At 51.9% G+C, this 14,039-nt stretch carries 9 protein-coding genes; 2 read left to right on the top strand and 7 right to left on the bottom strand.

Going from position 1 to position 14,039, the window contains the following annotated elements; genetic code table 11:
* From wcaA to wza, 4 genes are all read right to left on the bottom strand, one after another.
* Positions 1–840: a colanic acid biosynthesis glycosyltransferase WcaA gene (gene wcaA, locus ACU8XX_RS08765; protein WP_000654503.1), complete on the bottom strand. Its 840-nt coding sequence runs from the start codon at positions 838–840 to the stop codon at positions 1–3.
* A 92-nt stretch (positions 841–932) separates the two neighbouring features.
* Positions 933–3,095 carry a tyrosine-protein kinase Wzc gene (gene wzc, locus ACU8XX_RS08760; protein ID WP_094323976.1) on the bottom strand — a complete coding sequence of 721 codons (2,163 nt, stop codon included), beginning with the start codon at positions 3,093–3,095 and terminating at the stop codon, positions 933–935.
* 2 nt (positions 3,096–3,097) lie between these two features.
* The gene (gene wzb / locus ACU8XX_RS08755) at positions 3,098–3,541 is read right to left on the bottom strand and encodes a low molecular weight protein-tyrosine-phosphatase Wzb (RefSeq protein WP_000482901.1); all 444 of its coding nucleotides are present in this window, start codon (positions 3,539–3,541) and stop codon (positions 3,098–3,100) included.
* A 5-nt stretch (positions 3,542–3,546) separates the two neighbouring features.
* The gene (wza, locus tag ACU8XX_RS08750) at positions 3,547–4,686 is read right to left on the bottom strand and encodes a polysaccharide export protein Wza (RefSeq protein WP_000978094.1); all 1,140 of its coding nucleotides are present in this window, start codon (positions 4,684–4,686) and stop codon (positions 3,547–3,549) included.
* A gap of 658 nt (positions 4,687–5,344) precedes the next feature.
* Here wza and ACU8XX_RS08745 point away from each other — a divergent pair.
* Positions 5,345–6,928: a TerC family protein gene (locus ACU8XX_RS08745; protein ID WP_000454701.1), complete on the top strand. Its 1,584-nt coding sequence runs from the start codon at positions 5,345–5,347 to the stop codon at positions 6,926–6,928.
* Between the two features lie 273 nt (positions 6,929–7,201).
* Here the strand turns inward: ACU8XX_RS08745 and asmA are convergent, their stop codons facing one another.
* From asmA to udk, 3 genes are all read right to left on the bottom strand, one after another.
* Positions 7,202–9,055 (bottom strand): outer membrane assembly protein AsmA, encoded by a 1,854-nt coding sequence (gene asmA, locus ACU8XX_RS08740; RefSeq protein WP_001252331.1) that lies wholly within the window; start codon positions 9,053–9,055, stop codon positions 7,202–7,204.
* A 21-nt stretch (positions 9,056–9,076) separates the two neighbouring features.
* Positions 9,077–9,658: a dCTP deaminase gene (gene dcd / locus ACU8XX_RS08735; RefSeq protein ID WP_001234767.1), complete on the bottom strand. Its 582-nt coding sequence runs from the start codon at positions 9,656–9,658 to the stop codon at positions 9,077–9,079.
* A gap of 91 nt (positions 9,659–9,749) precedes the next feature.
* Positions 9,750–10,391 carry a uridine kinase gene (gene udk, locus ACU8XX_RS08730; protein ID WP_001295424.1) on the bottom strand — a complete coding sequence of 214 codons (642 nt, stop codon included), beginning with the start codon at positions 10,389–10,391 and terminating at the stop codon, positions 9,750–9,752.
* A gap of 317 nt (positions 10,392–10,708) precedes the next feature.
* On the opposite strand from udk, the gene ACU8XX_RS08725 reads away from it, so the two are divergent.
* Positions 10,709–14,026, top strand: coding sequence for a diguanylate cyclase (locus ACU8XX_RS08725; RefSeq protein WP_032170041.1), 3,318 nt, complete (start codon positions 10,709–10,711; stop codon positions 14,024–14,026).
* The last annotated feature ends 13 nt before the right edge of the window (positions 14,027–14,039 follow it).

Below are 14,039 nucleotides of genomic sequence, written 5' to 3'. Positions count from 1 at the left end.
TTAGCGCCCCCGAATACCATCAGCCAGACGTTTGCCGTTACGCACCGACAGCAGCGTCAGCAAAGTGCGCCAGGTCATACGTTTATTGCGGATCTGGTAGAGGGTAAACAGCTGATATTTTTTGCTGGCGCGGTCGAATTTGTCTTTGTGCTTGCGGTAAAAGTGGAAGTACCCGGAGAATTTTTTCGGTGACGAGGTGATCTGCATTTCACCGTGATTGATATGCAGGATCTGCGTCGCCTCTTCTACTTTCCACGGTTCGCCGTACTCCACCACCATCCGCAGGAAGATGTCGTAATCCTGTGCCGCTTTCAGTTCGGTATCGAACAAACACTCTTTGAAACGCCATGCCCAGGTAAAGACCTGGTTGCCAATGATATTGCGTTTGTAGAACAGGCGGCGTGAATACGGCGATTTGGGATACAGCGGCAAGCTTGCCGGTTGGGAATAGACTTCGCCCTGGCAAACGTAGTCGTTAGCGTACAAAAAGGCGTGTGTGACCAGTTGCTGTTTATGGGCGAGGAAGACGCTCAGACGGTTGGGTGTCCATTCGTCATCGTCATCAATCCCGGTGATATATTCCCCTTGCGCCAGCATAATCGCCTGGTTACGTACCGCGCACGCCCCGCTGTTAATGTCGTTGTGAATGTAAGTGATACGCGGATCGTTGAGGGCGGTGACGTACTGTTGCAGTTGTTCCCAGGAGGTGGAGCAATCATCCACGATGATCATCTCCCAGTTGCTGTAGTCCTGGCGCAAAACCGATTTTATTGCCCGAATCGCCAGTTGTTGGCGGTTCCAGGTCGGCATATAGATTGAGATCAGCGGATTGTCTTTCATAGGTTGTTCTCCCGGCTTATGAGCTGGTTTGCTTGCCGGATGCGGCGTGAACGCCTTATCCGGCCTACGGGGCGGTGCGAATGCAGGCGTCGTTATTTCGCATCCGACTTATATTCGTATTCGTAATAGCCATAATCCTGATACGCGCTGGCGCGGCGGAAGATGGAGTTCAGAATCACCCCTTTCACCGGAATACCGTTTTGCTCAAAGCGGCTCAGACTGGTTTCCACTTCTTTCAATGTGTTGACCGCATAACGCGCCACCATTAACGTGGTTCCGACATGACGACCAACAATTGCCGCATCGGTCACTGCCAGAATCGGCGGCGTATCAATCAACACCAGGTCATAGTTTTTACTCGCCCAGTTCACCAGTTCGGCAAAGCGTTCGCTCATCAACAGTTCAGAAGGATTTGGCGGCACCTGACCGCGCGGGATCAGGTCAAATTTGGCAATAGAGGTCGGTTTAGCAGCGGTAGTAATATCGCCCTGACCAATCAGAATTTCCGACAGGCCATTAACGTTATTAGTGCCCAACAGCTCGTGGGTGTAGCCTTTGCGCATATCGCAGTCGATCAACAACACGCGTTTATTGGTCTGGCTGATCACTGCCGCCAGGTTGGCGCAGACAAAGGTTTTACCAATTGACGGGCTAACCCCGGTCATCATCAACACATTGTTCTGTGCCTGCATCATCGCGAAGTGCAAACTGGTACGCAGACTACGGATGGCTTCAATCGCCAGATCGGTTGGATTCCCCACCGCCAGTAGCTGGCTCTGTTTATAGCGTTTAATCCCTTTGATGGTTTTGACGCTATCACGCGCTTTCTGCCATTCCGACAGCGGGATGCTGGCATAGACGCTAATACCGTGTTCTTCCAGTACTTGCGGGCTTTCAATGCCGCGATTAAACAACGAGCGCAGCAGCACACCCACGATAGAAAGCATCAGGCCAAGGATAATCGCGCCGAGGATAATCAGCCCTTTCTTCGGTTTCAGCACGCCAGGCTGAGTGATTGCCGGGTCAACAATGCGCACATCGCCGACGGTGCTGGCCTCGGTGATTTTCAGCTCCTGCTCTTTATTCAGCAGTTGCATATAGACCTGCTGACCAGACTCGACATCGCGGGTCAGACGGACAATCTCCTGCTGGGTTTTCGGCATCGCCGTTACGCGACCGTTAAGTTTGGCTTTTTCGTCTTCCAGCGCCTGACGTTTCTCCAGCAGCGTGCGGTACGCCGGGTGAACTTTGGTGTACAGCTTGGAGATTTCCGCCTCTTTAAAGGTCAGTTCGTTCAACTGCGCATCGATGTTCACCATCGAATCGAGCACCGCTTTTGCTTCCAGCGGCAGATCAACAGAATCTTTATCCTGACGGAAGGCATTCAGTTTGTTTTCGGCAACATCCAAGCGGCTACGTACTTCCGGTAACTGTTGCGCGAGGAAGGCGAGGCTTTTCGACGCTTCCGCCGATTTGCGCTCAATATTTTGTTCCTGATAGTTACGGGCGATGCTGTTAAGAATGTCGCGGATCTGTTCACGCTCTTCACCGGTATAAGTCAGGCTCAAAACGCCAGCGTCTTTGCCGTTCTCCGTTACCGTCAGGCTGTTTTGCAGTTGGTTGATCATCCCCAGCGTGGAGTATTTGGTGACGGTAAACTCACTGCCCGGGCTGGCGTGAATGGCTTCAACCATCAGCGTGACGCCTTCTTTTTTCAGCATCTGGCCCGCTTGCCCCCGGGCGCTAAAGCCGCCGTCGCTGCTCAGGGTGTAGTTTTTGTTGTCCAGCACATTAAGCGTAAACACCTGATCCGCCATCTCTTTCGGGCGGTTAAAGGTGGTCACTTTCACCGTCTCGTTCTGACGTCCCATCAGGCGATCCCAGCCCGCACCGAAAATCGGGAACGTGTTTTTGCTCACTGCAATATCGAGGTCGAGATCGTCCACCGTTTTACCAAGCACCAGACGCGAACGAATCAACTGGATCTCGGCGTCCGATGCAGGCGGTTTGTTGGCTAATGCCGAACCAATGTCCTGCACTAACGAATTGCCGCTGTTTTGCTCGATTTGTACCAGTGCGTCGGCACTATAAATCGGCGTGGCGAAGAAGGTGTAAACCACGGCACAGAGGGCGAATACGGTGGTGATGCCAATCACCCACCAGCGCGCTTCAATGACGGTGCCGACCAGGCGACCAATATCGATTTCATCACTGCCCGTTACCGGAGCGGCATGTTGTTTTACTTTTTCTGTCATTCTTATACCTGCTCTGCGTTCAATGCCTGCGCCCACTGGCGGGCAGACCGTTCAAGTAATGTGTACACCGCTGCAAACGTTTCCCGGCTTTTGCGATACGGATCGGGGATTTCACATTCGTTATCCCAGTGACCAAACAGCATCACTTTGCCGCGCATCTCCGGTGCCATCTCGCATAAGCGTTCGATATGGCGCTTTTCCATGGTCAAAATCAGGTCGTAGTTGCGACACAGACGGCGGCTGATTTGACGGGCACAGTGACCTTCCAGAGACAGTTGATGTTCTGCGGCGACGCTGATAGCGGTAGGATCAGCGCCCTTACCGACCAGCGCGCCGAGTCCAGCGGACTCCACTTTCAGCTCCGGGTGATAACGTTGCAGTAAGCGTTCCGCCGTCGGGGAACGGCAAATATTGCCGACACAGACAACTAAGATGTTGTTAAACATGACGATTACCAGTTATGAATGTCGCTGGCTGTATCCGTCATGTAACGGACACCGCTAATAGTTGGCAGCAACTGATTGATCAGACGGTTCCAGCGGGAAACCGGGGCGGTGGTGACATACACCACGTCATAAGGTTGCAGGCGGAATTCTGTCGCCATCACCAGCGACGTGGCATCGGACATATCCAGCTGGTAGATATTGGCAATCTTGCCGTTACGCCCGCCCTCGCCTTTCAGCGGACGAATGACAAAGATGCCGCTGGCGTTGGAGGTGGTCATGTCAATGCCTTCAGCATTGCCCAGGGCTTCAGTCAGGGTCATGCCGCTAAAGTCCATTTTCAGGGTGCTCTGTTTCTTCACTTCACCCATCACAAATACTTTCAGATCATCATTACGTGGCACGTAGAGAATATCGCCGGGGTAAAGCAGGCGATTCTGGTTGAGGTCGCCGTTTTGCATCAGCGCCTGCAAAGAAATGCGCTCTTCACGACCATTGTGTGTTAGCACCACGTTGCGCCAGTCAGCGGTGTCGGTCAGGCCACCTGCGGCGTTGATGGCGTCGAGAATAGTCAGTGGCACGTTGGTGATCGCCTGTTGACCGGATTTATTCACCTGACCGGAGATATAGGCCTTTTGTGAGCGGAAGGCGGCGATATTAACGTCCACCTGCGGGTCAGCGATGTACGTCGCTAAGCGCCCGGTAATATCACTGCGGATTTCAGCGAGCGTTTTCCCGACTACGTGGACCTTGCCGATATACGGGTAAAACATAGTGCCGTCAGGCTGTACCCAGTTGCCGGTGTCGCTGGAGCTGCGGTACTGACCGGCTGGCGTGGTGAGTTCCGGGTGATCCCAGACGGTGACATTAAGAACGTCCCCCGGCCCGACGCGATACTGGTAATTCGCGATCTCACTTTCCAGCGTCATATTGGGGCGCGCTACATTCGGGCGTGGGCGTAATTGGTCAATCAGGCGCGGGGTCAGCGGATAAACATTCACCATTTTGTCGAGATCGAAATCAGCGTCCTGCTGTTTGATGACGTCTTTGCCCATCGTCGACATATTGCTGCCCGGAAGTACTGTGCAACCGCTTATCAAGGTTACTGACACCAATAATGGCATCAATTTCATTTTGGATTTCATCATTGTTTATTTATCACTTTGGCAGAGTAATTATCCTGTGCACTATTAATAGCAATGTCGCCATGCACATTTACCTTGCAGTTAATTGAATAAAAATTTAACTGGCATCAGTCCTAAAAAAATTGATTTCATCCGCAGGCTATTGACAGAATAATTCAGACTGGTCTTTCAGGCATCCAGACACGCTACCGCCCCTGGCTTTTTAGCTACCAATACACTGATTTAGTTTAATTTTTCACACCCTCTCAGCATGCAGTCGTTGATGAGAAAGGGTTATTACGGAAATTAACTTCCGAATATAAGGTGACATTATGGTAATTGAATATTGGCTTTCCAATAATGCAGGAGGAAGTGTTACAGCTAACGGAATAGCAGGCAAGATAACAATTCGGTAATTGGCTATTTTTAAGAATTATATTAAGTGTCATTCAATATGGTTTTTAGGAGTTTCTTTAGGTTGACAATATTTAATATAGTGTCTCCACATGCGATATTTCTTAAATAATGTTTTATTATTACCACTTTTAATTCAGGGATAATGTGAGGTTATTACCCTCAAATAATATGAGATAAATAGTGCTGCAACATTGCATTTTTGCCCCGATTTATCCATGATCGAATTGTGACATTTGTCATACAACGAATAGGTTTTGTACTTACTATGGAATGGATTGCCGATCCGTCTATCTGGGCCGGGTTAATCACGCTGATTGTGATCGAACTGGTCCTCGGCATTGATAACCTGGTCTTTATTGCCATCCTCGCCGAAAAACTACCGCCGAAGCAGCGTGACCGCGCACGGGTTACCGGGCTGCTGCTGGCAATGTTAATGCGCCTGTTACTGCTGGCGTCAATCTCCTGGCTGGTCACCCTGACTCAACCGCTGTTCAGCTTCCGCTCGTTTACCTTTAGCGCCCGCGACTTAATCATGCTGTTTGGTGGTTTCTTCCTGTTGTTCAAAGCCACGATGGAGCTGAACGAACGGCTGGAAGGGAAAGACAGCAATAATCCCACACAACGCAAAGGTGCGAAGTTCTGGGGCGTGGTGACGCAAATTGTGGTACTGGACGCCATTTTCTCACTCGACTCAGTGATTACCGCCGTCGGGATGGTCGACCATTTACTGGTCATGATGGCCGCCGTGGTTATCGCTATCAGCCTGATGTTGATGGCCAGCAAGCCGTTAACGCAATTTGTTAACAGTCACCCGACGATCGTTATTCTCTGCTTAAGCTTCCTGTTGATGATTGGCTTTAGCCTGGTGGCAGAAGGTTTCGGCTTCGTCATTCCGAAAGGCTACCTGTACGCTGCCATTGGTTTCTCGGTGATGATCGAGGCGCTCAATCAGTTGGCTATCTTTAACCGGCGACGTTTTCTTTCCGCTAACCAGACGCTGCGCCAGCGGACTACCGAAGCGGTAATGCGCCTGCTTAGCGGGCAAAAAGAAGATGCGGAACTGGACGCCGAAACCGCGTCCATGCTGGTGGATCATGGTAACCAGCAGATCTTTAATCCGCAGGAACGGCGGATGATTGAGCGGGTACTTAATCTTAACCAGCGTACCGTCAGCAGCATTATGACGTCGCGCCACGATATTGAGCATATCGATCTCAACGCGCCGGAAGAAGAAATCCGCCAGTTGCTGGAGCGAAATCAGCATACGCGGCTGGTGGTTACCGACGGTGATGACGCAGAAGATTTGCTCGGTGTTGTTCACGTTATCGACCTGCTACAACAGTCTCTGCGCGGCGAACCGCTCAACCTGCGGGTGTTGATTCGCCAGCCGCTGGTGTTCCCGGAAACCTTGCCGTTGTTACCTGCCCTGGAGCAGTTCCGTAATGCCCGCACGCACTTTGCTTTTGTGGTGGATGAGTTTGGCTCGGTGGAAGGGATTGTGACATTAAGTGACGTCACTGAAACCATTGCCGGTAACTTACCGAACGAAGTGGAAGAGATCGACGCCCGCCATGATATTCAGAAGAATGCGGACGGTTCCTGGACGGCGAATGGTCATATGCCGCTGGAGGATCTGGTGCAATATGTGCCGCTGCCGCTGGATGAAAAACGTGAATATCACACCATTGCCGGGCTGTTGATGGAGTATTTGCAGCGTATTCCAAAACCTGGCGAAGAAGTTCAGGTGGGGGATTATTTGCTTAAAACGTTGCAGGTAGAAAGCCATCGCGTGCAGAAGGTGCAGATTATACCGCTGCGTAAGGATGGCGAGATGGAGTACGAGGTGTGATGGTATCGGTCATTTTACCCAATAGCCGAAAGGAATAAGATGAGGGAACCGCGCCATCGGCGATTTACCGCCGGGAGCCCGGGTTGCCAGGGTGGTGGAGATTGAGCCACCCTGGCACGTTCACCGGCTTGAGCGTTCCATAGTAGCGAGGAACATCAAGTGAACGGAACAGCCTTCGATCTTACATATTCAGAATATAATGATGCCGCCACGAACGCCTGATGCGACGCTTTACGCGTCTTATCAGGCCTACAGGACTGGTCACCTGGTAACCTACATCTTCTCCAGCAACTTCTTCACATCTTTGCCATTACGGGAATCTTTATTCCGCTCGGCCCAGTCATTCAGGCGACGTTTCGCTTCGTCCTGTAGATGTTTGCGCAGTAACTGATCCACTTGCAGGCTGTAATTGAGTTGCTGCCAGTTGCCATAAACCCGCAGCGGTACTGGCGTTTCTTTCAGGAAATCAATCAGTTTGCTTTCCCCGTTCCAGCCACCCACGACCCGAATATCAAACTGGGTGTCGCAGGTTTGATCTGCCAGATTCAACATGCCTTCCCCTGTCAGCGCCAGCACAGGCGATTGACCTTGCATGTCGTTTAACGTCACGACGCCATCCTTCAACGTCAAATCGGTGGTAAAGCGGTCAAGCCGCGTCACGTTATCAAAGTTTTCAGCGGCCTTCACATCACCGCCATTACGCTCTACCGCTTGCTGAATCATCTGCTGGAAGTTCATCCCTTCCATGCGCGTGTCGGTCATTTCGACATGTGCCTGTCCTTGCCAGTTGTGGCGGAATGCGTCGGCATCTATGTCAGCACCGGAGAAATCACCAGCCAGTGACATTTTTCCGGTCAACGAAATCGGATAGTTAAACGCCTTCAGAATGGTACCAATCTCAACGTTTTCCAGCCGTGGCTGGAAGTTTATCCGCGGATTTATTGATGTCGCGTCCAGCGTGCCCGGCAGTGAAACCTGTCCACCGTTAAGTTTGCCCTGCAGTTGAGTAATTTCCAGCAAACCCGACTTGTTGGTCATTTGCGTGGCAACATCTGTAAAATTCATTCCGCGCCAGCGCACGTTACTGGCCTGCAACAAAATATCAGCCGTAAAGCCTTGCAGTCCCTGATAGGCCGGTTCATCAATACGCGAAGAAATGACCGGGCGCGGCAACGTTGATTGGCTCTGCCCCTGCTGCGCGGCACCGTTTTCACCATTCGCGGTTTCATTAAGCGGGATGAGGTTGTCAAGATTCAGTTGCGGGAATTGCAGCCTCAGCTGCCATTCCGGTTTCTCTGTCAGCGTAACCTGTGCTTGCCCGCTTAGCGTACTATCATTGGCGGTCAAACTAATTTGGTTAAATGAAAGGCGTTTATGTGACTCCTGCCACTGGGCCTGGAAACTCCCCTGCCCCTGAATACCTTGTTTTGGTAAATCGGCACCCTGCAACTGCCAGTTAATTTGTTCAATAGCCGCCGTTAAATCATGCGGATAATCAGAAGCATCTACCGTACCGTTAAGGGATATCGTGAGATCGCGCTGATCGCGATTAACCCGCCCGGAGAACTCAAATGAACCACGATGTTGGGGATCTTGTTCCATTTGCAGGCGAATATTGCGGATTGTCACCTGCTCGTCATCTTCATGCTGGAACACCAGCACGCTGTCCGCCACCTTAAGACTGGATATATCAAACGACCATCCGCGATCGTCTGACAGATCCGGCAAGGTATTGTCGCGCGGTGCAACCGGAGCGTCTTCACTGCGCACCGCTTCCGTCTGCGGCGTCAGTTGGATCACTGCCCCTTTTAGCATCACCTGCTTAACGCTCAGTTGATGACTCAGTAGTGGTAAAAGCGCCACGTCCAGACGCATGTTGTCGGCGCGAACCAGTGGCTGGCTTGCGCCCTGGGCGGTGAGAGACATTCGCCCGGAGAGGATACTAAGCTGCGGCCAGACGTGCCAACGCAGTGGCCCGTCGAGCTGCAATTGATAACCGCTACGTGCAGCAACTTGCTTGACCATATAGTCGCGGAAATCATTCGGATTCACCAGCAACACTAACGCAGATAACCCGGCCACCAGCACGACCAGGAGTATCATCAGCGTCGTCAGAAATCGTCTCATGGTATCCTCAATGGGCCTGAATTAGTCTTTATCGATTCGGCTGGCTACCGCGCCCTGCTGGTTGCGATATTTCGCATCTTCACGGCGGTTGTAAGGTCGCGCCGCCGGGCCGGAAAGCGGCTCAAAGCTCAGCGCACCAATTAACATGCCCGGACGCAGCGCCAGCGGCAGCTTACCGGAGTTGTAGAACTCCAGCACAATGCAACCAGACCAGCCCGGATCGATGCGGTGCGCGGTGACGTGCACCATCAGCCCCAGACGCGCCAGTGAGGAACGCCCGTCCAGCCAGCCCACCAGATCGGCTGGCAGCGTCACCGACTCCAGCGTCACCGCCAGCGCCAGCTCTCCTGGGTGAAGATAGAACGCCTCGCCCTCGTCGAGAACGATCTCATCGCTCATCACGCGGTCAAGCGCGGCGCTCACTTCATCTTTGGGACCGCTCAGATCGATAAACGCTGCCGTGTGACCACGGAAGGTACGAAATTTATTGCCCAGGCGTACATCCACCGTCGCGCCGTTAATACGCTCCACTGGCGGACGTGGGTTGATCGACAAACGGCCTTCATCAAGCCAGGCTTCAATATCTCGGTCACACAGACGCATGGCATTTTCTCCTTTCGCGCATCACTCCCTTAACGCCAATTACGTCAAGGGCATACCAGGTTATCACTGAACGGTACACAATTTATCAAGCTTATTCAAAGAACTGACTTATTTTCGCTTTCAATATATCGATCGCGATGCGGTTTTTCCCGCCGCGCGGCACGATAATGTCCGCATATTGTTTAGAAGGCTCAATGAATTGCAGGAACATCGGGCGCACGGTTTTTTGATATTGCGCCATCACTGAATCCATTGAACGCCCACGCTCGTTAACGTCACGCTTGATGCGGCGCATCAGGCAGATATCCAGCGGGGTATCAACGAAAATGGAGAAGTTAAGTTCGTCACGCAAACGCGCATCCGTCAGCAACAAAATGCCTTCGAGAATGATGACCTTCTTCGGCTCAACCGTCACCGTTTCTTTCATACGCGTATGTTCAACATAGCTGTAAACCGGCAGGTCAATTGCCGAGCCGCGTTTCAACGCTTGTAAATGCTCAAGCAGCAGACTGTGATCCATCGCGCTGGGATGGTCGTAGTTGGTCTTAACGCGTTCTTCCATCGACAGATGGCTTTGATCTTTGTAATAGCAGTCTTCGGGAATTACGCCGATGTGTTCATCACCGACTTGCTCACGCAATTCACGATAAAGGGTACTGGCAATAAGACTCTTGCCGGAAGCCGATGCGCCAGCGATACCGATAATGACGCACTGATGAGACTGATCAGTCATATATTTAGCGACCTGATTAACCTGGATGTTAGGAAGGGGGCGACGAAGCGCCAAACGCGGCAATTATAGGGATTTCATCCGTCTGATACCAGTCGAATAGCGTTGCCGCGCGCTCAGAGTTAATTGTTGACAAAGAATTCCCGGGGGCAAATTACGTTGATCAGTTTTATGTAAGGTAAAAAATGTTATACGCAGTTGCGCAAATTATCCGCCTTTACGTCACTTTATGAGCAATTCGCATATAAAATGTAAAACTTTTGTACTAGCATAAACACAGAAACGAATACTGGCGACCAGGTCTTGCGGATAAAGCGGTAATGAGCAAACAATCACAGCATGTATTAATTGCCCTGCCCCACCCGCTGCTTCACCTGGTCAGTTTAGGTTTAGTCTCGTTTATCTTTACCCTTTTCTCGCTTGAGCTTTCGCAGTTTGGCACCCAACTCGCCCCACTGTGGTTCCCGACGTCCATCATGATGGTGGCGTTTTATCGCCATGCCGGGCGCATGTGGCCGGGAATTGCGCTGAGCTGTTCGCTGGGAAATATCGCCGCATCCATCCTGCTTTTTTCCACCAGCTCGCTGAACATGACCTGGACGACCATCAATATTGTTGAAGCCGTGGTCGGGGCAGTGCTGCTACGTAAATTGCTGCCGTGGTATAACCCCTTGCAAAATCTGGCTGACTGGCTGCGTCTGGCACTCGGCAGCGCCATTGTTCCGCCTCTGTTGGGGGGTGTTCTGGTTGTCCTGCTGACGCCCGGAGACGATCCTCTCAGGGCATTTTTGATATGGGTACTGTCAGAATCCATCGGCGCTCTGGCACTGGTGCCGCTGGGATTGTTATTTAAACCACACTATCTGCTGCGCCATCGCAACCCACGGTTGCTTTTTGAGTCGCTGCTCACGTTAGCCATCACACTGACGTTAAGCTGGCTTTCGATGCTGTATCTGCCGTGGCCTTTTACTTTCATTATTGTGCTGTTGATGTGGAGCGCCGTGCGTCTGCCACGAATGGAAGCCTTTTTGATCTTCCTTACCACGGTGATGATGGTGTCGCTGATGATGGCCGCGGATCCCTCCCTGCTTGCTACGCCGCGTACGTACCTGATGAGCCATATGCCGTGGCTACCGTTTTTGCTGATCCTGCTGCCCGCCAACATCATGACCATGGTGATGTATGCCTTTCGTGCGGAACGCAAACACATTTCCGAAAGCGAAACCCACTTTCGGAACGCGATGGAATATTCCGCTATCGGTATGGCGTTAGTGGGCACCGAGGGACAATGGCTGCAAACCAACAAAGCGCTCTGCCAGTTTCTCGGGTACAGTCAGGAAGAGCTGCGCGGACTCACCTTTCAGCAACTGACCTGGCCGGAGGATCTCAATAAAGATCTCCAACAGGTTGAAAAGCTGATAAGCGGTGAAATAAACACCTATTCAATGGAAAAACGCTACTACAACCGCAATGGCGATGTTGTCTGGGCGTTGCTTGCCGTCTCACTGGTGCGCCACACGGATGGCACGCCGCTCTATTTTATCGCTCAGATTGAAGACATTAACGAGCTAAAACGCACCGAACAGGTCAATCAGCAACTGATGGAGCGCATCACTCTGGCTAACGAAGCGGGCGGGATTGGCATCTGGGAGTGGGAGTTGAAGCCGAATATTTTTAGCTGGGATAAGCGGATGTTCGAGCTGTATGAAATTCCTCCACATATCAAACCGAACTGGCAGGTGTGGTACGAGTGCGTGCTGCCGGAAGATCGCCAGCATGCCGAAAAAGTGATTCGTGATTCGTTGCAATCACGCTCGCCCTTTAAACTGGAATTTCGCATTACCGTAAAAGACGGTATTCGCCATATCCGCGCCCTCGCCAACCGGGTACTGAATAAAGAAGGCGAAGTCGAACGTCTCCTCGGCATCAATATGGATATGACCGAAGTGAAACAGCTTAACGAGGCATTGTTTCAGGAAAAAGAGCGCCTGCACATTACGCTTGATTCCATCGGTGAAGCCGTGGTCTGTATTGATATGGCGATGAAAATTACCTTTATGAATCCAGTGGCGGAGAAGATGAGCGGCTGGACGCAGGAAGAAGCGTTAGGTGTTCCGCTCCTGACGGTGTTGCATATTACTTTTGGCGACAACGGACCATTAATGGAGAACATTTACAGTGCCGACACCTCACATTCCGCGATCGAGCAAGATGTGGTGTTGCACTGTCGGAGCGGCGGCAGTTACGACGTGCATTACAGTATTACGCCGTTAAGTACTCTGGACGGCAGCAATATTGGTTCGGTTCTGGTGATTCAGGACGTTACCGAATCACGCAAAATGCTGCGCCAGCTGAGCTACAGCGCCTCCCATGATGCACTGACGCATCTCGCCAACCGCGCCAGTTTTGAGAAACAACTGCGTATCCTGCTGCAAACGGTAAACAGTACACATCAGCGACATGCCCTGGTGTTTATCGATCTTGATCGCTTTAAAGCGGTGAATGACAGCGCCGGGCATGCGGCGGGCGACGCTTTGCTGCGCGAACTGGCGTCGTTGATGCTGAGTATGCTGCGCTCCAGTGACGTGCTGGCGCGGCTCGGCGGTGATGAATTTGGTCTGCTGCTGCCAGACTGCAATGTTGAAAGCGCTCGTTTTATCGCTACACGTATTATCAGTGCTGTGAATGACTATCACTTTATATGGGAAGGCCGGGTACATCGGGTAGGTGCCAGCGCCGGGATTACCTTGATCGATGACAACAATCATCAGGCGGCAGAAGTGATGTCGCAGGCTGATATCGCCTGTTATGCCTCCAAAAATGGTGGCCGGGGCCGGGTGACGGTTTACGAACCGCAGCAAGCTGCCGCACATAGCGAACGGGCGGCGATGTCGCTTGATGAACAGTGGCGGATGATTAAAGAGAATCAGTTGATGATGCTCGCCCACGGTGTCGCTTCGCCACGGATCCCGGAAGCGCGTAATTTGTGGCTGATTTCACTTAAGCTCTGGAGTTGCGAAGGCGAGATTATTGATGAACAAACATTTCGTCGTAGCTTCAGCGATCCGGCGCTTAGCCATGCTCTTGACCGCCGGGTATTCCACGAATTTTTCCAGCAGGCCGCAAAAGCGGTTGCCAGTAAAGGCATAAGCATCGCCCTCCCCCTTTCCGTTGCCGGTTTGAGTAGCGCCACGCTGGTGAATGATCTGCTTGAGCAGCTGGAAAATAGCCCTCTACCACCACGGTTATTACATCTGATTATTCCGGCTGAAGCGATTTTAGATCACGCAGAAAGCGTGCAAAAACTGCGGCTGGCGGGATGTCGGATAGTGCTCAGCCAGGTGGGCCGCGATCTGCAAATCTTCAACTCGCTGAAAGCGAATATGGCAGATTACCTGCTACTTGATGGTGAGTTATGCGCCAACGTGCAGGGTAATTTGATGGATGAGATGCTGATTACGATTATTCAGGGGCACGCTCAGCGACTCGGGATGAAAACCATCGCCGGGCCAGTCGTTTTACCCTTAGTGATGGATACGCTTTCTGGCATCGGCGTCGATCTGATTTATGGTGAGGTGATTGCCGATGCCCAACCGCTGGATTTGCTGGTGAATAGTAGTTATTTCGCGATTAACTGAGGCGTGCTTCCCC

The organism is Escherichia sp. MAL-1 (genome assembly GCF_052948035.1).
The sequence above is the reverse complement of the archived record's forward strand: the minus strand, read 5'-3'. Positions and strand labels throughout refer to the sequence as shown.